20 protein-coding genes are annotated in these 18,704 nt (G+C 47.2%); 5 read left to right on the plus strand and 15 right to left on the minus strand.

From position 1 onward, the window contains the following. Positions 1-502 precede the first annotated feature (502 nt). The 5 genes from glpX to KNQ02_RS13960 all read right to left on the minus strand — a co-directional run bounded on the left by glpX (position 503) and on the right by KNQ02_RS13960 (position 4,953). Complete coding sequence (gene glpX / locus KNQ02_RS13940; protein ID WP_088837997.1) at positions 503-1,468, minus strand: class II fructose-bisphosphatase; 966 nt, start codon at positions 1,466-1,468, stop codon at positions 503-505. Between the two features lie 32 nt (positions 1,469-1,500). Further along, a complete protein-coding gene (murA, locus tag KNQ02_RS13945) occupies positions 1,501-2,751 on the minus strand; it encodes a UDP-N-acetylglucosamine 1-carboxyvinyltransferase (protein ID WP_214767799.1) in 1,251 nt (416 codons plus the stop codon). Positions 2,752-2,778: 27 nt separating this feature from the next. Next, entirely contained in the window at positions 2,779-3,426 is a 648-nt protein-coding gene (gene fsa, locus KNQ02_RS13950; protein ID WP_029331801.1) for a fructose-6-phosphate aldolase, read from the minus strand. A 165-nt stretch (positions 3,427-3,591) separates the two neighbouring features. Next, entirely contained in the window at positions 3,592-4,446 is an 855-nt protein-coding gene (gene fba, locus KNQ02_RS13955; RefSeq protein ID WP_088837999.1) for a class II fructose-1,6-bisphosphate aldolase, read from the minus strand. 132 nt (positions 4,447-4,578) lie between these two features. After that, a complete protein-coding gene (locus KNQ02_RS13960; RefSeq protein WP_088838000.1) occupies positions 4,579-4,953 on the minus strand; it encodes a response regulator in 375 nt (124 codons plus the stop codon). Positions 4,954-5,047: 94 nt separating this feature from the next. Here KNQ02_RS13960 and KNQ02_RS13965 point away from each other — a divergent pair, with 94 nt between their 5' ends. Continuing rightward, the gene (locus tag KNQ02_RS13965; protein WP_088838001.1) at positions 5,048-5,557 is read left to right on the plus strand and encodes a DUF2529 family protein; all 510 of its coding nucleotides are present in this window, start codon (positions 5,048-5,050) and stop codon (positions 5,555-5,557) included. Positions 5,558-5,754: 197 nt separating this feature from the next. Here the strand turns inward: KNQ02_RS13965 and KNQ02_RS13970 are convergent, their stop codons facing one another. The 7 genes from KNQ02_RS13970 to rpoE form a co-directional block, all read right to left on the minus strand. Next, positions 5,755-7,077 carry a PTS sugar transporter subunit IIC gene (locus KNQ02_RS13970; RefSeq protein WP_214808911.1) on the minus strand — a complete coding sequence of 441 codons (1,323 nt, stop codon included), beginning with the start codon at positions 7,075-7,077 and terminating at the stop codon, positions 5,755-5,757. Between the two features lie 12 nt (positions 7,078-7,089). Next, entirely contained in the window at positions 7,090-8,496 is a 1,407-nt protein-coding gene (locus KNQ02_RS13975) for a glycoside hydrolase family 1 protein (RefSeq protein WP_214767805.1), read from the minus strand. A 14-nt stretch (positions 8,497-8,510) separates the two neighbouring features. Continuing rightward, the gene (locus tag KNQ02_RS13980; protein ID WP_029331810.1) at positions 8,511-8,819 is read right to left on the minus strand and encodes a PTS sugar transporter subunit IIB; all 309 of its coding nucleotides are present in this window, start codon (positions 8,817-8,819) and stop codon (positions 8,511-8,513) included. Continuing rightward, on the minus strand, positions 8,816-9,163 hold the full coding sequence (locus KNQ02_RS13985; protein WP_029331812.1) for a PTS lactose/cellobiose transporter subunit IIA: 348 nt from the start codon (positions 9,161-9,163) through the stop codon (positions 8,816-8,818). Before KNQ02_RS13985 ends, KNQ02_RS13980 begins: the two co-directional genes overlap by 4 nt. Before the next feature lie 150 nt (positions 9,164-9,313). Continuing rightward, positions 9,314-10,024, minus strand: coding sequence for a GntR family transcriptional regulator (locus tag KNQ02_RS13990; RefSeq protein WP_029331813.1), 711 nt, complete (start codon positions 10,022-10,024; stop codon positions 9,314-9,316). Positions 10,025-10,407: 383 nt separating this feature from the next. Beyond that, positions 10,408-12,003 (minus strand): CTP synthase, encoded by a 1,596-nt coding sequence (locus tag KNQ02_RS13995; protein ID WP_029331814.1) that lies wholly within the window; start codon positions 12,001-12,003, stop codon positions 10,408-10,410. A gap of 253 nt (positions 12,004-12,256) precedes the next feature. Continuing rightward, on the minus strand, positions 12,257-12,781 hold the full coding sequence (gene rpoE, locus KNQ02_RS14000) for a DNA-directed RNA polymerase subunit delta (RefSeq protein ID WP_029331815.1): 525 nt from the start codon (positions 12,779-12,781) through the stop codon (positions 12,257-12,259). 169 nt (positions 12,782-12,950) lie between these two features. On the opposite strand from rpoE, the gene KNQ02_RS14005 reads away from it, so the two are divergent. Then, positions 12,951-13,397, plus strand: a complete 447-nt coding sequence (locus KNQ02_RS14005) for a GNAT family N-acetyltransferase (protein WP_088838005.1) — start codon at positions 12,951-12,953, stop codon at positions 13,395-13,397. A 65-nt stretch (positions 13,398-13,462) separates the two neighbouring features. Here KNQ02_RS14005 and KNQ02_RS14010 read toward each other — a convergent pair whose 3' ends face one another. Genes KNQ02_RS14010 through KNQ02_RS14020 form a run of 3 tightly spaced genes read right to left on the minus strand, consistent with a single transcriptional unit; the run spans position 13,463 to position 15,719 of the window. Further along, positions 13,463-13,924: a heme-degrading domain-containing protein gene (locus KNQ02_RS14010; protein WP_088838006.1), complete on the minus strand. Its 462-nt coding sequence runs from the start codon at positions 13,922-13,924 to the stop codon at positions 13,463-13,465. Next, positions 13,921-14,961 (minus strand): oxidoreductase, encoded by a 1,041-nt coding sequence (locus KNQ02_RS14015; RefSeq protein WP_214808915.1) that lies wholly within the window; start codon positions 14,959-14,961, stop codon positions 13,921-13,923. Before KNQ02_RS14015 ends, KNQ02_RS14010 begins: the two co-directional genes overlap by 4 nt. Further along, positions 14,958-15,719 (minus strand): DeoR/GlpR family DNA-binding transcription regulator, encoded by a 762-nt coding sequence (locus KNQ02_RS14020; RefSeq protein WP_088838008.1) that lies wholly within the window; start codon positions 15,717-15,719, stop codon positions 14,958-14,960. The genes KNQ02_RS14015 and KNQ02_RS14020 overlap by 4 nt, the downstream gene beginning before the upstream one ends. A gap of 137 nt (positions 15,720-15,856) precedes the next feature. Between KNQ02_RS14020 and KNQ02_RS14025 the strand changes: the two genes are divergently transcribed. The 3 genes from KNQ02_RS14025 to KNQ02_RS14035 all read left to right on the plus strand — a co-directional run bounded on the left by KNQ02_RS14025 (position 15,857) and on the right by KNQ02_RS14035 (position 18,699). Further along, positions 15,857-16,699, plus strand: coding sequence for an SDR family NAD(P)-dependent oxidoreductase (locus KNQ02_RS14025; RefSeq protein WP_088838009.1), 843 nt, complete (start codon positions 15,857-15,859; stop codon positions 16,697-16,699). 91 nt (positions 16,700-16,790) lie between these two features. Continuing rightward, positions 16,791-18,359, plus strand: a complete 1,569-nt coding sequence (locus tag KNQ02_RS14030) for a GGDEF domain-containing protein (protein WP_214808918.1) — start codon at positions 16,791-16,793, stop codon at positions 18,357-18,359. A gap of 10 nt (positions 18,360-18,369) precedes the next feature. Continuing rightward, positions 18,370-18,699: a potassium channel family protein gene (locus tag KNQ02_RS14035; RefSeq protein WP_029331830.1), complete on the plus strand. Its 330-nt coding sequence runs from the start codon at positions 18,370-18,372 to the stop codon at positions 18,697-18,699. The last annotated feature ends 5 nt before the right edge of the window (positions 18,700-18,704 follow it).

Here is an 18,704-nt window from a genome sequence, read left to right on the forward strand (position 1 = left end):
TTCACAAAAGAAAAAGACCTTTCCGAAAAAATCGGAAAGGTCTTTCAGCGTGTAGACAAACTATTAAAAAGCGTAAACATATGGTATCGAGATGCAATCCGTTCGCGCTTCCCTGTCTCGCCTCGTCTTCAAAGCGGCAATCGGTCACGCCGCTACAGCAAAGCTGCAGGGTCGCGACCGATTGCTTTTCGCGGTTCTAAGCGATTCGAAACGGATTGCGCTCTAAAACGTCTCCATGTCCGGCTTTTTGGTCACGGTATTAGCTAAAAAGCGTCATGTTTCGTTGACTCCTACGGGAAAAAGTGCGTTTTTAACGCACTTTCAGAGGCAGGCAAGACCCTGCTCGTTGTCCGTAAGGACCAAGGAGCAACGGCTTGCGCCTCGCCCGAGGAAAGCAACAAATAAAGACGCTTTTTTTTCCTGATAGCACTTTGTCTACAGTCCGAAAGACCTTTCCGAAAAAATCGGAAAGGTCTTTCTTTGTTTTGCTCAGTTTCATGCATTACTTGATGACGAGCTTCGGTTTCTTTTTGAACGAGTGATGTCCTTCGACGAAACGAACGGTTCCTGATTTTGCGCGCATGACGACAGAGTGCGTTTGTCCACCTTGTCCGGAGAACTGAACACCTTTCATCAGCTCACTGTCCGTTACGCCCGTTGCAGCAAAGATACAGTCATCTCCTGAAACAAGATCGTCCATCATGAGGATTCTTGACGGATCTTCAATCCCCATCTTTTTACAGCGTGCGACTTCCGCCTCGTCTGCAGGAAGCAGACGGCCTTGGAGTTCACCGCCGAGACATTTGAGCGCAACGGCTGCAAGCACACCTTCAGGCGCTCCGCCTGAACCGAGCAGTAAATCAATCCCTGTATGCGGGAATGCGGTATTGATTGCCGCTGCGACATCACCGTCACCAATCAAGCGAATCCGTGCTCCCGTTGCCCGAATCCGTTGAATGACTTCTTCATGACGTTCACGATCAAGAATCGAGACGACGACGTCTTCGATGTCTTTATTTTTAGCTTTCGCGACAGCGGCGATGTTTTCTTCAATCGTCGCATCTAAGCTGACGTGACCTGCCGCTTCCGGACCGACAGCAATTTTATCCATATACATGTCCGGTGCATGGAGCAAATCGCCGGCATCTGCAACAGCGAGTACGGCAAGCGCACCCCATGTTCCTTTTGCGACGATGTTCGTTCCTTCAAGCGGGTCGACGGCAACATCGAGTCGTGGGCCATATCCATTTCCAAGCTTTTCTCCAATGTAGAGCATCGGTGCTTCATCCATCTCACCTTCGCCAATGACGACCGTTCCCTTCATCGGGATCGTATCGAAGACATCACGCATTGCGCTCGTCGCCGCGTCATCTGCCTCATTCTTCAAACCTTTCCCCATCCAGCGGGCAGAGGCAAGTGCCGCCGCCTCTGTTACGCGTACAAGTTCCATTGATAGACTTCTTTCCATGTGTATGTCCCCTCTCTTTTGCTAAAAATCGGTCAGACCGTTTCGCGCCATACGAGGGCCCCGAGCCCTTTTAACTTTTCATCGAACCGTTCATAACTTTGATCGATGAGTTCAGCATGATGCAACAACGTTTCGCCTGAAGCGAGCATTCCACTTAGAACGAGTGCTGCCGCGCCACGCGGATCTTTCGCCTCGAGTTCTGCCCCAAACAACGTTTCACCACCGCGGATGATGATGGAAGCAGCATCTTCATGCGTAATCCGTGCACTCAGGCGACGCATTTCTTGGACGTGACGGAAACGTTGGGGGTACAGCTTATCAACAACGATGCTCGCACCCTTCGCTTGCAAAAGCGCCGCTGAGATGATTGGTTGCATGTCACTCGGAAACCCACCGTAATGGAAAACCCTGATATCGACCGGTTTCATTTCCCCGATTGAAGCCGTGACTGCATCGTCTGCGACTTCAACCTTCGCACCGAACCGTTCGAGCTTTTGAATGATGCTTTCAAGATGTAACGGAATGACGTTGTCGACCGTGACGCGTCCAAGGACGGCGCCCATCGTCAGAAACGTTCCCGCCTCCATCCGGTCAGGAATCAGTGTATGACGACAGCCTTGAAGCGATTTAATCCCTTTGATGCGAATTTCATCGGTCCCTGCACCTTTGACACTCGCTCCCATGTTCGTAAGCATCGTACTGACATCGATTACTTCCGGATCATAGGCGGCATTTTCAATCACTGTCGTTCCTTCAGCCATGACGGCGACGAGTAACGCACTGATTGTCGCACCGAAGGAAGGTAAATCAAGATAGATGCGGTTACCCTTCAACTCTTCGACACGCATGTAGTAAACACCTTGTTCGTTTCGCATCGAAACACCGAGACGCTCGAGTGCTTTAATGTGTAAATCAATCGGTCGAGGACCGATGGCATAGCCACCGGGTAAACCGACGACCCCCTGTTTAAATCGCGCTGCAAGAATGCTCATGAGGTAGATTGATCCACGTAATTTCCGTGTCTCCGCTCCCGTCAAAGGCATTGGTTCGACTTGACTCGGGTCAATCGTCACCATATCGCCTTGACGTGTCACGACGGCTCCAAGCGTCTCCATGATTTGGATCATCGTCGTAACGTCGCCAATGTCCGGCACACCCTCAAGTACGACTTGCTGATCCGTCAAGAGTGCGGCCGCGAGGCATGGAATCGCACTTTGTTTCGAACCGCTGATCAAGACCGTTCCTTCAAGGCGTTGTTGCCCTACGATATGCAAAATGTCCACTATCCATCAACCTTTCTTCACCATCTATTATTGCTGGGCTTTTTCCCAGTCCGCGAGAAACTTCTCGATTCCTTGAGTCGTCAATGGGTGGTGTGTCAACGACTCAATGACGTTGAACGGAATCGTCGCGATATCTGCACCTGCAAGTGCTGCATTCGTGACATGAATCGGATTACGAATCGATGCTGCAATGATTTGTGTCGGAATATCATGGACAACGAAGATTTGCGCAATCGTTTCGACGAGTCCCATTCCATCTTGCCCGATGTCATCGAGACGCCCGAGGAACGGCGAAACGTATGTCGCTCCAGCACGTGCTGCGAGAAGTGCCTGGTTCGGATTGAAAATCAATGTCACGTTCGTCGTAATTTTTTCTTTTGACAATGCTGCAACTGCTTCAAGACCAGCAGGTGTCATCGGAACCTTTACCGTAATGTTCGGTGCGATTTGTGCGAGTTCCTTCCCTTCACGAATCATTCCTTCTGCATCGAGTGCGATGACTTCCGCACTGACGGATACATCCCCGACGATTTCACAAATCTCACGGAGACGTGTATGGAAGTCGACGCCTTCTTTTGCGACGAGTGATGGATTTGTTGTAACCCCATCTAAAATCCCCATTTTATGTGCTTTTTTAATATCCTCTACGTTCGCTGTGTCGATAAAAAATCTCATTTTAATCCTTCCCCTTTCATCCCTTAAAGTATTCCCTTGAAATCGCTTACTGTTCCATTATAAATTTTTTTCGCTCGAAGTCCTAACGTTTTCCAAAAACAGTTTGCTTTCTAGATGAAAAAAAATGCGATAGACCGGAGTCTACCGCATTTTAAAGGATAAAAATTATGCTTTGTTGCTTGAACCAAACTCACGCATCTTACCGATGACTGTTTGTTTGATTGCTTCGCGACCTGGTGCGATGAATACGCGTGGGTCATATGCTTCTGGTTTCTCAGCCAATACTTCACGAACGACTTTCGCGAATGAGATTTGGTTCTCTGTGTTGACGTTGATTTTAGAAGTACCGAGCGAAATCGCTTTTTCGATATCGTGTGTCGGGATTCCTGTACCACCGTGAAGAACGAGTGGAAGGTCTGTTGCGTTACGGATTTCTTCCATTTCAGCGAAACCAAGGTTTGGTTCACCTTTGTAAGGACCGTGTACAGAACCGAGTGCTGGAGCGAGCGTGTCGATTCCTGTTTCTTTAACGATGCGAACGCACTCGTCAAGTTTCGCGTACATAACGTCACCGATGACGTCGTCTTCTTGTCCACCGACAGTTCCAACTTCTGCTTCAACAGAAACACCTTTAGCATGTGCATACTCAACAACTGCTTTAGTTGTTTCGATGTTTGTGTCGATTGGGCTGTGTGAATCATCGATCATTACAGATGTAAATCCAGCGTCGATCGCTTCTTTACATTTTTCAATGCTTGAACCGTGGTCGAGGTGAATCGCAACAGGAACTGTTACTTTCATGTCGTGAACGAGACCTTCTACCATTTTAACAACCGTGTAGAATCCGCCCATGTGACGTGCTGCACCTTCAGATACACCAAGGATAACTGGTGACTGCTCTTCTTGAGCCGCACCGAGAATCGCTTGTGTCCACTCGAGGTTGTTGATGTTGAATTGACCTACTGCATACTTACCTTCGAGAGCTTTGTTTAACATGTCTGTCATAGATACTAATGGCATAATGACATCCTCCTCTGTTTTGATCGCTGCTTACACGGAATCGTGTAATTTCAGACTGATTATAACATACTGATTCGCTTGAACGTACAGCATTTCGCTCTGTTTTCAGGTTTGTGACGACGACGTGAAGGATTAACCGCTTACATCGCTCGAAATCTGCACAGTCACTTCTTTTTTCAGTTCAAAGATATCAAACGGCTTTCCGAAGAAGGCGACGACACCGAGTCGTTTCGCTTCTTCCATCGCTTCTTTTTCACTGAGCGCCGTCATTAAAATCGTCCGGATCGGACGTCCGATTTGGTCTTGATGACGCAACACTTCAATCCCTGTTTTGCCAGGCATGTTGACGTCCATCAGCAGCAGATCGTAATCCGCTTCGCGTAATCGTTCAATCGTCTCGATTCCATCGACCGCTAAATCCGTGATGTACCCTTGCGCCTTGAATAACTGTGCCAATAAATTCCGTATGCCCGGCTCATCTTCCGCGATGAGTAGTCTCCCTTTCATCTTTCACACTCCCCCTCTAGTTATTTCCATTCTACATTAAAGTAAAACTTGCTATATACTGTCTGTGATAGAAATTTAGAGAGGATGTTCACCCATGATGAAAATTTTAGCGACTCAATTCAACGGAAAACTGCAAAGTCTCGTCAAACAAGAGGATGAATTGTTCGATGTCGTCCGTTTGCTGGCTCAAGCGCTCGTCGGAGAGGGTACCGTTTATGTTGATGCTTACGGCGAATTCGAAGGTCTTTATCCGATGTTGTCCGAAGGTCCGGACCAAATGAAACGTGTCTCACAGATTAAAAATCATAAAACACTCCATGCCGTCGACCGGATTCTCATATTTACACCGGATACGGAACGCCCCGACTTCCAAGCATCACTCGCCCGCTATGACTCGTGGCATACACCGTATGCAATTGTCACGCTTGGAGATGTAACAGAGACGCTCGAGCGCTCCATCGCACCACTTGCCTTAAAATTCAATAAAGGGTTGCTCCCGGCTGAAGACGGCTCGCGTCACGGGTTGCCAAGTCTTGCCCTCGGAGCCTTTTTGCTGACACATATCTTGACGCAACTGCAAGAGATGACGGAAGAGTGGGCTTGACGCTTTTCTTCTATAATAGTGACTGCTGAATCCTAGATACGATCTTTGCAAAAATTTAACCGAGTATCACTCTTTCATGTCGTCCTCTTTCGATGGGTGGCGCACAAAATACATGGTTCCATACAAAACAATTAAAACCGACCGACTCCCCTATTGTTTCAAAAGAGGAATCGATCGGTTTTTCTATGAGCACGGTTTTATGCCGAAGCTTGATCTTCCTGTGCTTTGACTTCTTCTCCATATGAGATTTGATCCTGCATTCGAACGAAAGGCAAGTAAATCGCAACGGACATAGCGATCGTCGCAATCTGTAAGAGTGCTGCCCGCCATCCTCCTATCAAGAACCCTGAGATGATTGGCGGAGTCGTCCACGGAACTTGCAAGGCATTAAACGGTTCGACCCATCCCCACAAAATCGTGAAATAGACCATGAATGATGCAATCGCCGGAACAATGACGAACGGGATAAACATGACCGGATTGAAGACGATCGGCATCCCAAAGATGACTGGCTCATTGATGTTAAACAGACTCGGTGCAAGTGACAATTTACCGAACTGCTTCAAGTGAGCTGAACGCGCAACCATAAGCGTGGCGATGATGAAACCAATCGTAATTCCAGTACCTCCAAGTTTCGTAAATACATCAAGAAACTGAATCGTAACGATCTTTGCATTCTCTCCGACGACAAGTTCTTTCCCCGAGTCGATGAGCGCTTGGTTCTGCAATGCATTTGCTGTCAACAATGGTCCCATAATCCCCATGATGATTGCCGCACCATGAATGCCGCACCACCACATAACAGACATCAAGACCATGATGAGCACTGCTCCGGCAAGCGTATCTGTTAAGTTTTGAATCGGTGCTTGAAGCACGTCATAAATGACTTCCGTGAACGTCCGATCAGCGAACGCCTGGAATACCGCAAACGTCACAACTGACAGTGTGATGACAGCTAATCCCGGTACGAGCGCTGAAAACGAATTGGCCACACCTGGTGGGACGCCATCCGGCATTTTGATACTGATTCCACGCTTGATGAACTGCGAATAAACGAACCCGACAACTAATCCAACAAGAATCGCTGCCATGACCCCTTGTCCGCCTGTCCAAACTTTTGGCACGACCCCGTTTACGACTTCTCCTGATTCCGAAAGGACTGAAGCTTGAGTAATGATTAAAAACGAGATAATTGCAAGGATACCAGCCGGCACCCCCTCAATCTTTTCATTTTTGACGTAGGAATAGGCAATCCCGAATACACCAATCAAAGCGAGGATGTCGAATGTCGCTCCAACGACCTGCGTCAGCGGTAACGTCCAATCTGCCCCAAATAACCCTGACATGAAATTTGCCCACCCCGGAATCGGAAGTGCCAAAATCAGTAGGAAAAGTGATCCGATGATAGTCATCGGCATTGTCAAAATAAATCCATCTTTAATAGCGAGAACAGGTTTTGCATTCGCAAAACGAGCAAAAGCTGGTGTGACTTTTTCGAATGCGGTTTCTAGACGGCTCATTCGGAAACCTCCTTATAGGTCTGCAGCGCGCGTGGCGATGATTTCTTGATACCAATGGAACGACTGTTTCTTTTTACGAGCAAGACCATTTACATGATCGACATAGATGAAGCCGTACTGTTTTTTATAGCCGTTCAGCCAGCTCAGAAGATCAATGACCGACCACGCATAGTAACCCGAGACGTTGATCCCTTCTTGAACGGCATGCTTCACCGCACGTAAATGACCTTCAATGTATTCGATTCGTGGTGTATCTTTGATTTCTTCGCCGACGATTGGATCGACGTCACCAAGTCCGTTCTCTGTGATGTAGATTTTGATATCGCCATAACGGGCTTTTAGCATCCGCATTCCTTCGAGGAAAGCATCCGGTGCAATTTCCCAGCCCCACTTCGTATACACTTTATCATCCATCAAGACCGTCTTGTAAACACCATCGAACGACGGATTCCCAGGGCGACCTGTCGAATTTTCACGTCCGCCTGCCATGACGAGTGCTGTATCATTTTTCATGACACGTTGCGGGCAATAATAATTAAGACCAATGAAATCATTCATCGGAGCTGTCCGTTTGAGCAAGTCGAGCTCCTCTTCCGTCCAGTCAGGAAGAAGATTTTGTTGGTCCAATTGTTTGACGACATATTCCGGATATGTTCCTTTTAAAATTGGATCATAGAACCAGTGTGTCGAAAATTCATTCGCATGCATCTCAGCAAACTTATTATCCGCCTCATTATCGATGCTGAACGCTGGATTAAACACATGTGTGATGCCAATCTCACCTTCATAACCCGCCTGCTTAAAACTTTCGATCGTGCGCGCATGTGCGACGAAGACGTTATGCGTCGTTTGGAAATACGCCTTTGCATCTCCTTCGATTCCTGGTGGGTGTGCACCTGACAAGTAGCCGAGCGAACAAAAGATGACCGTCTCGTTAAAGGTGATCCAGTTGCGGACGCGATCCCCAAAAGCCTCAAAACAAGTCTCGGCAAAACGGACGAACGCAGCGACCGTCTCCTGACTCCGCCAGCCGCCTCGTTCTTCAAGTACTTGCGGAAGATCCCAGTGGTACAGCGTCACGAATGGTACGATGTTGTGTTTTAAGCACTCGTCGATGACGTTGTTGTAAAACTCTAATCCCTTTTCATTCACTTCCCCCGTGCCATTCGGGAAGATGCGTGGCCAAGAGATGGAGAAACGATATGACTCGAGTCCCATTTCAGCCATCAGTCCGATATCTTCTTTGTAACGGTGATAGTGATCAATCGCGACATCACCGTTTGTATTTTCAAATGTCTTTCCTGGAATTTTCGAGAAGACATCCCAGTTCGAGACACCCTTCCCGTCCTCGTTCCATGCACCTTCGACTTGATAAGAGGCAGAAGCAGCACCAAACAAGAAATTTTTAGGCATTTTCAAAGTCGTCACCCCGTTTATTTATTTGCGAGTTTGATCGCATGGTCCAGTACTTTTGTTCCGTTCATCATGCCGTAGTCAACCGTATTGATGACATCAATCGGAACACCTTTTGGTTCACAGATTTGTTTACCTTTCGCAAGTAAATATTTGACTTGTGGTCCAAGGAGCGCAACATCGATTGTATCCACATACGTTTCCATTTCCGATTCCGGGTACGCTGCGATTTCCGTTTCAAGACCACGTTCAGTAGCAACCGCTTTCATTTTTTCCACTAACATACTTGTTGACATACCTGCTGCACAGAAAAGTCCGATTTTCATCATTTTTGATCCATTCCCTTCAGTTGGTTGATTTCGTTTTGCATATTCATCATGTATCCGAGCATTTCTTTTACAAGAATCGTATTCATCAAATGGTCTTGAGCATGTACCATCAAGACACCTACTGTAGCTGTTTTCCCTTGCGCTTCAAGCGTGACGAATTTCGTTTGGATGCCGTGCGCTTCTTTTAATGTTGCATCCCCTGTCTTGACCGCTTCATTCGCTTCCGCGACTTTCCCTTCTTGCATGAGGAGCATTGCCTGGTGGTAACTGGCTTTCGCGTCTCCCGAGAGGGCGATGAGACCAAATATATCTTCCGGTGTAATGTCAATCGTTTCAGAAACCATTGTATCTCTCCTTTTTGTATGGATAACTAAAATTCATAGGTACAAATTCTACAAGTTGATAATAGCACGCGTTAAATTTTATGTAAACCCTTTCTTATTGAATAAAATGTGAACAAAAAAACGTAAGCGAGATGACTCTCTCGCCTACGTTCATGATTTGATATTGGAGACTTTAAGCATTTTGACATGTCGAAAATGATGTGTAGCACGTGATACGTCAAAGATTTGACCATTCGTTAAATACACAGTGTTGTCGACGAGCAAGGCTGGATCATCTTCTTTTAGCTCGAGTAATACTGCGTCATCTGATTTCAAAAAATCAGCATAGATGACGCGATCAGCAAAGCCAATCGCGAGTTTTTGATCATTACGTAAATAGTTATAAATTGATTTCTGAATAATGTTTTCATCAAGGTAAATGACTAAACTTTTACGAAAATAGGAATCCTCGACTGAAAAAGGATGATCGTCGACCAGACGAAGACGCTTGACGTAATAAACGGGTGTTCCGACCGGACACTTCATTCGTTCTGCAACTTCTTCGTTTGCTGTCGTCTGCTCAAACGCAAGGACACGCGTCTCGACTTTCCGTCCACTAAAGTCACTAGTCAATCCTTGGAGTTTTTCGAGATTCACATAATCGCTGTTGTAATGATCCCGAACGAACACCCCACTCCCTTGTACTTGATAGACATATCCTTTATTCACAAGAATCTCAATCGCTTTTCGGACAGTATTACGGCTGATTCCATATTTTGTCGCGTATTCGTCTTCTGTGAGCAACTTGTTTGTATGTTGATAGACGTGATTTACGATATCCGTCTCGATTTGTTCTGCAACTTGCTTATACTTGGCGGTCATCGCTATCTACACCTTCCACTTAAATTTGTAGGAATGAATTCGCTATCATTATAGCAGATAAATTTAAAAAGCGTCCTTAAACTACGGAATCATTGAAATTTTAGAGATATGTCCCCTTCACAATCATAGATTCGTAGCCTGTGACTCCTACAGGGAAAGATGCGATTTCGCGCTAGCAGCGGCAAAAACGAAAAAAAACGCTTTTTAGGCAATATCGTAGGGAAAGACAAGTGATGCAGACGTTTTGAAGACGAGTCGAGACAGGAAAGCTTGTCATGACAGCAAGCTCATGCAGACTCTTGACGCTTCATAAGAGTTTGTCTACACGCCAAAACCCCCTGTTTCCGCTTGGAGACAGGGGGTTGATTTGCTCGTCCTACTTCTTATTCTCCAAGTGACGCTCGGATGAAGTCATGGAAGAGTGCTTGCGGACGTTCTGGACGTGAAATCAATTCCGGGTGGAACTGACACGCGACGAACCATTTATGTTCTGGAATCTCGATGATTTCAACGAGACGGCCGTCCGGACTCGTACCCGAGAAAATCATGCCGTTCGCTTCGAACTGCTCACGGAACTCGTTCCCGAACTCGTAACGGTGACGGTGACGTTCGTAGACAAGCTCGCTCGAATACGCCGCACGTGCTTTTGAACCTTCTTCAAGCTTACACGGGTACAGACCGAGACGAAGCGTTCCACCGAGATCTTCGATGTCCTTTTGTTCAGGGAGCAAGTCGATGATCGGATATGGTGTCGACGGGTCAATTTCAGCCGAGTGTGCCCCTTCGAGGTTCAAGACGTTACGTGCGAATTCGACTGTTGCAAGCTGCATGCCGAGACAGATGCCGAAGAACGGAACGTTGTTTTCACGTGCGAAACGCGTCGCTTCGATTTTTCCTTCGATGCCGCGTTCTCCGAATCCGCCTGGAACGAGAATTCCATCTGCTGAACCAAGTAATTCGGCGACGTTTTCACGCGTCACGTCTTCTGCATTGATCCAGTCGATGTCGATGTCACTATTGAAGGCGAAACCGGCGTGTTTGAGCGATTCAGCAACTGAGATGTACGCGTCACGGAGCTCAACGTATTTTCCGACGAGTGCAATCTTCGTTTTCTTCTCAAGATGCGTCACCGTATGGACGAGTTGCTTCCACGCTGTCATGTCAGCTGACGGTGTATCGAACTTGAAGTAATCGCAAACGAGTTGATCCATGCCTTGACGTTGCAAGTTGAGCGGTACTTCGTATAATGTCGATGCATCTTGTGCTTCGATGACGGCTTCCGGACGTGTATCACAGAAGAGTGCGATTTTATCTTTCATTTCTTGCGGGACCGCATGCTCTGAACGAAGCACGATAATATCCGGCTGAATTCCGTAGCTGCGGAGTTCTTTGACACTGTGTTGTGTCGGTTTCGTTTTCAATTCACCTGCTGCTGCAAGATACGGGACGAGCGTACAGTGAACATACATGACGTTTTCTTTTCCGATATCGTTCTTGACTTGGCGAATGGCTTCGATGAACGGAAGCGACTCGATATCCCCTACTGTTCCACCAATCTCCGTGATGACGACATCTGCGCCTGTCTCTTTACCGGCACGGAAGACACGATCCTTGATTTCATTCGTGATGTGCGGAATGACCTGAACCGTTCCACCGTTGTAATCACCGCGACGCTCTTTTTTGAGAACTGTCGAATAGATGCGACCGGATGTCACGTTTGCGTTTTGGCTCAAGTTGATGTCGATGAAACGCTCGTAGTGACCTAAATCAAGATCGGTCTCAGCGCCATCATCCGTTACGAATACTTCACCGTGTTGATATGGGCTCATCGTACCTGGATCGATGTTGATGTATGGGTCAAATTTTTGAATCGTGACGTTCAGACCACGGTTTTTGAGCAACCGTGCGAGTGAAGCAGCCGTGATTCCTTTTCCAAGCGAAGATACTACCCCACCGGTTACGAAAATATACTTTGTCATGAATAAAATGCTCCCTTCTCAAGTCCAAAAATCTAGCAGAGGTCTAATAAAATAAAAAAAGCAAAAGTGCCCCCATTTGCAGGAGACACTTTTGCTGAAATTAAGCACGTTGCTTAAAGAAGCCCATGACTAACTTACGTCATTCCGAAAACTTCGTCAAGCAGATTTTTAACAAATAAAAATCTTTCGTCCTTAGTCAGCCGTCAATGAAAAAACTACGATTTCTTACTCGAAATCGCAGCTGTACGGTTGTTTATACTTCTTCTTCATCGTCCTCGAAGTCTTCGAGATCGTCTTCTTCTAAATCATCTTCAAGATCGTCGATTGCTGCAACTTTCTTGAAAGAATCGTCTTCTGTGTCGTCAGCTGAATCATAGTCCGCTGTCTTCGCAAATGTATCGAGGTCATCTTCGATCGTCTCGAATTCATCTTCTTCTGCGTCATAGTTGAACTCTTCTTCGAACTCATCGAGTTCACCACGTTGACGTGCTTCGATGACGAGATCCTCGTCTGATTTATCAAACGGATACCAAGCACGGAGTGACCAACGGTTTGCTCCGACGTTAACGAAGTTTCCGTCGATGTTCATGTCTGTATAGAGTTGAGCAAGTTTCTCGAACTTGTCTTCTTCACCTGTAAACGAATGATACTTTTCAATTTCTTTCGTGATGTCATCGAAAGTGATTGGCTGTTCGCCAGCTTCTTGAAGCATTTCATTGACGAATTCAATCAGTGAAAGTTCAGTAATTTTTTCTTTACTCAAACGGCTGAGGCTCATTGTGACGGCCACTTCCTTTCATTTGCGTTCAATCCATTACTTCTCATTATACGCAAAATGGCTTTTAAAAATCCAGTCTCTATTCGAAAAAAGATTAATTTGCTTCATTTTTGTGTTTCTGTCCTCACTAAAAAAGGAATAATGGAGGGAGAAGAAGGAGGAATTGACGATGGAGATGACAGTTGAACGAGTAAACGATTTTGACAGCTATAATTGGTTGCCTTTACTTGCGAAAAGCTCGCAGGAAGGATTTCAATTTATTGAGTACATGTTACGAAATCGTCGCGATGAAACCTTTCAAGAGACCGGTGAGGCGCTATTCATCGTTCTTTCGCCGATGGGGCAACCCATCGCCTGTGGTGGTTATACGAAACAACCGCACGAAGCTTCGACCGGCCGGATTCGCCACGTCTATGTTTTACCTGAAGCACGGTCCAAAGGAGTCGGAACGAGCTTACTCGAGAAAATGATTCGGGAAGCTTTCTTAAGTTACGACCGGCTCGTACTCTTCTCTGATGCCGCAGATGGTTTTTATCGGCGCCTCGGATTCGTACCTGCATCCGGTGAGAAAGTCACCCACGAACTAGTAAAATCGAACAATCGGAAACAGATATAAGAAACATTTTTTATTTTTAACAATCGAAAAGACCGTGTTCCCTGAATCGGGGACACGGTTTTTCCTTACGCCATTCGTTGTTTTAAAAAAGTCAACGCATCGATCGCTAATTGATGATCGGCCTCTTGCGACAACCCTGACACGGTCAGTGTACCGATGATCCCGACGCCTGCGACCCGAATCGGAAACGATCCCCCCGCATCCGCATAATCGCCTGGCGCAACGGCGTACATCGTATGGTAGGACCGTTGTTTCAGTTTATTGTAGACACGCATGTAGAGCGAGCTATGTCCGTGACGGGTGACGACGTTTGATTTACGGCGAATCCATTCTTCTTGATCGGGAGCCGTTCCTTCGAGTGCCGCGTAATAGAGACGTTGCCCATTGCGTTTGATTTCGACGGCAACCGCTAACTCTTCGCGCAGTGCCCGCTCAATGACGTATTGTCCGGCAGCAATCGCCTCTTGATTCGTCAAACTCGTCAAGACGAGCTGTTGTTCTTGTTCGAGTAAAGTTTCGATGTTCATCTGTCCCACTCCTTCCGACAGATCGTCCGCCCATCTTCACTGCTTTTGCGGACGGCTTCGATCAGCTTCATTGTCTTCAAAGCATCATGCAAGTCGACCGGCAGTCGTCCTGTCGCTAACCCGTCCGCTAAGTCGCGGTAATAGCCGAGGTAGTTTCCGGATAGCGTTTCCAGCCGTTCTGCTGCCTGTTCTGCCAGCTGCAGATGACCAAAGTCCTCCGGGTCGTCCTCACCTAATGTCCCGTCCGCTTCCCGCCCTGAAGCAAGTCGCGCTTCTTGCGGGTCCATCCCGTATTTCACATAGCTTCCCCGCGTACCGTGCAACTCAAAACGTGGTGTCGGTCCTTGAACGAACGATGTCGAGCGAAGAATCACCCGGCGTTTGCCATAGTGCAGCGTGATATGGAAGCCGTCATCCGTCTCTGCCCCGTCACGTTGCATCAAGACGTCACCCGTCAATTCGTCCGGTTCACCGAACAAGGCAAGCGCTTGGTCAATCAAATGGGAACCGAGATCAAACAAGATGCCGGAACCCGCTCCCTGCTTCTCCCGCCAGCGGTCACGGACGACCGGACGGTAACGGTCAAAACGTGACTCGAGAAGTTGCCAATCACCGATTTCATTGGCTTCTATCAATTGCTCGACCGTCAGGAAGTCACCGTCATAGCGACGGTTGTGATACACGGCGACATGCACCCGATGTTGTTCGGCAAGTGCCAGTAGCCCCTCCCCTTCCTCAATCGTAACAACGGCCGGTTTTTCGAGTAAGACATGTTTGTTTGCTTCGATTGCTTGCTTCGCCATCTCGAAATGAAGACCTGTCGGCGTCGTAATGACGACGAGCTCTGTCGCTTGATCGTGCAAGGCCTCGTCGAGCGTCGTAACGACACGCGCTTCCGGAAAGACACGGTGGACTTTTCCTGCGTCACGTGAGACGACTTGTCGCACATGGAATTCGGGTAACGCCTCGAGTAACGGGGCATGGAACGTTACAGCTGAAAAGCCGAATCCGACAATCGTGGTTTGAATCGGTGTCATGTCAATTCCTCCTTCGCCACTTCAATCGTGACGTCTGCTTGATGTAGTCGTTCTTCCCAATCCGCAGATGGGCGCTCGTTCGTAATCAGGACATCGAGTTGTTCTAAGCTACAGACTTTATGGAAAAAACGTTTGTCAAACTTCGTCCGATCGGCTAAGACGATCACTTCTGCCCCGCTCCGAATCATCGCCTTTTTGACAATCGCTTCTTCTAAATTTTCTGCGAACACCCCTTCACTTGTCAGTCCACACGCTCCGAGAAACACGCGGTCGACTTGATAATGCAGGATGTCATCCGCTGTTTTGATACCGACGAGACTCTTCGCATGCGGATCGAACTTACCACCCGTGACATACAAGTCGACGTTTGCCCGTTCGCCGATTTGCTCCGCGATTTCGAGTGAATTGGTGATGACCTGTAAGGAATAGAACGGAATATACGCCGTCATCTTCGCGACCGTCGTCGCCGCATCGAGTACAATCCGGTCATCCTGCTTGATTCGCATCGAGGCCCGTTTTGCAATCCGTTCTTTCTCTGGTTGCTCCGTCCGTTGATCGTACTTCAAGGTGCGCTTCGCCCCCGCACGAACAAGCCCGTTTTTGATGCGAATGATATCGCCTTCACTTTCCAGTTGAATGATGTCACGCCGTGCTGTATCCCGCGAAATTTGATACGTTTCGACCAGTTGATCGAGCGTCAGCTCCGGCGTCGTCTTAATCCATTCACGCATCTTTTGTAATCGTTCTGCTTGACCCATAAAGCACCTTCCTTATATTCAATTCTTTCCTTTATTTTAATTTTTTTCATTAAAAATTGCAATTTTAATGCAAATAAAACGTATCCAGATTCGGGTAAAGGAAACTAATGCCACATTAGATAAGGAGGGACGACGATATGAAATCCATGTTAATTACGGGTGCCTCGTCAGGAATCGGATTAGCGACAGCTCGTCGCTTTGCTGAATCCGGATGGACAGTTTACGCGGGGGTACGCGAACGAACGGAAACACTTGAAGACTTTAGTTCCACTCACCTTCGCTTCATTACACTTGATGTCACGGATACGAAAAGTTTGAAAGCAGCTTCTCACCAAATCGAACAAGAGGTCGGTCATCTCGATGTCTTGTTTTGTAATGCCGGCCAAGGCTTACTGCGGGCAATCGGGCAGGCGACGAGTTATGAGATCAACCAACTGTTTGAGACGAACGTCTTTGGCGTGATGCGAACGATTGAACAGTGTCTGCCCCTGTTAAAAGCGGCACCGCACGGGAGTCACTTGCTCGCGACTTCAAGTACGAGCGGACTCGTCGGACAACCACTCAATGAAATTTATTGTGCGAGCAAATTTGCCGTCGAAGGTTTACTCGAAAGCCTCGCGACCTATTACAAACCGTTCTTTTCAATTGATGTGACACTGATTGAGCCCGGTGCCGTCGAGACGAACTTCACGGCAAACGTTCTTGACCAGCTCGAGCAGTCAGGCGGCTTGCATGAGGATGATTTTAAACCAATCGTCGAAAATTATTTACGTCTGTACCGGAAACACCATGCGACGCGCCAAGCATCGTGTGAAATCGCTGAGTTGGTTTATGCCCTCGTCCACATGAAAGAACCAAAACCGTTGCGCGTCCGCACGACACCGGTCGACGAGGCTTTCGTCGCGCATAAGACATCTGCCGATCCGTCTGGATTAATCGGTATCATGAAGACACGTCAATTGACATTAAATCTTGAATGATTTCCCTCTTGTAAAAAAAACGCCGTCATCCTCTCGTCAGACGTCCTATACTGAGACTATATACCTACAGCTTAGAAAGGGCGGTCTTGTCATGACGACATTATTTTTGTTTACCGCGGTTTATCTACTACCCACGTTCATCATGTTTTATATGTCCGTCGACATTTTCTTACGCAATCCGAAACGAGCGGAACACCGCCTGTTAAGTCTGTTCACATTTGCTTACGGGATGATGTTCTTAGGCGAATTTTTCCGAAATGCTTCGCCGATTGAAATGAGTCCGGCTTTCGTGACGTACTGGTTCGGAAATGCCGGATTACTTGTATTTAGTACGTCTCTTCACTTTATCTTTCGTGTCTCAAATCTTCGAAAAAAAATCCCCCGTTTTTTGTATCCCGGGATTTTTTATGCACCGATGCTCATCGTCCTCGTAACTTATCTCTTTCAAACGAATGTCATCAACAGCCAACGTTTTGAACAAGTCGGTCTGTTCATCTACCCAGAATTCAATTCATCTTATTTAATTACAATCACCGTCGGAAACGTGTTTCACACCTTGGTCTTCACGTTACTTGTTTATACACGCAAACAATTAAACGATGCGCGGCGGGGGATTATCACCTTACTGATTTTCGCTGCTTCGCTCACACTCATCTGGAACATTTTGTTCGGTTACTTTTCGTTTTACGGCAAGATCCCACCGTATGCGTATATGTATGGCGGACTCTTTTGGGCGGCTGCCATCACGATGTCAATGCGTCGATTTGATTTCTTGGCTTCTTATCAAACACGCTTCGCGACACTCTACAACTTGAACCCGTCAGCCATCGTTCTTCTAGACCGCAGTGGCGTCATCGAAAGTGCTAATCCGGCCGCCTATCAACTGCTCGAAGAAACGGAACTCGTCGGACAGTCGTTCCTTGATTACTTGCCGCAAAACAAGCGAACGGACTGGCTCGAACATTACACACACCACTTTGACTCTTCTAATCAATTCATCGAATACGAAACGAAAGTCGCGACGATTCAAAAACAGGAACGGTATGTCGTCATGGATGGGGATTTCGTTTTCATCGAACAAGAACTGCATGGGATGTTGCTCATTCGTGACATTCAAACTTCGAAAGAGGCGGAACAAGCGATTCGTTTCTTCGCCTATAACGATCCCTTGACGAAGATTCCGAACCGACGCAGCTTTTACGAAACAGCCGCGGCGGAACTCTTACAACACGCGAGTTGCTCGATTGCCGTCGTCGATCTCGACGGATTCAAAGCGATCAACGATACGTTCGGTCATCAAATCGGTGATGAATATTTAATTCACATCGCACAGCTGCTAGAAGAACATGTTGCAGAAATCGGATTTGCGGCACGTGTCGGAGGCGATGAATTTTTCTTATTGCTCTATGACCAGACACCAGAACAGCTGCACCACTTCGCGACGTCCTTGCTCGAGCGGTTCCAAGTCAATCCTTTCACGCTAGCTGAAGAATTAATCGACATCCGAACGAGTATCGGGATCAGTTTTTCACCTGACCACGGGATCAACCTTGATACATTGATTCACCATGCAGACCAGGCGATGTATGACGTCAAAAACAACGGTAAAAATGATTACCGGATTCATGATACGATGGACAAAACATTGCGTCAGCATTAAGGAGATTTGTATGATTTCATTTTTAGCGATTTTTTCACGGTTGTTCAAAGGCATTCGACGAGCGTTTCAGATTTCTTATTTCCAGGGACTCCTGTTCCTCTGTTTGTTGACGTTAGTTTCCGGAACAATTTTCTATAGCACCGAAGAAAATTTATCGATCGTCGATGCTCTCTATTTCTGCATCACGACGCTCAGTACGATCGGTCACCCGACGTTCGTCCCGACGACGACACTTAGTAAAATCTTCACGATGGCCTACATTACGATTGGATGCGGTCTGTTCCTGACCTTGATTGCTACCCTCTCGTACGTATTGATTAAGCAACCCGACGAAGATTGATGAAG

The sequence above is a fragment of the Exiguobacterium sp. s102 genome, assembly GCF_018618635.1.
In the GTDB taxonomy this organism is placed as follows: Bacteria; Bacillota; Bacilli; order Exiguobacteriales; family Exiguobacteriaceae; genus Exiguobacterium_A; species Exiguobacterium_A oxidotolerans.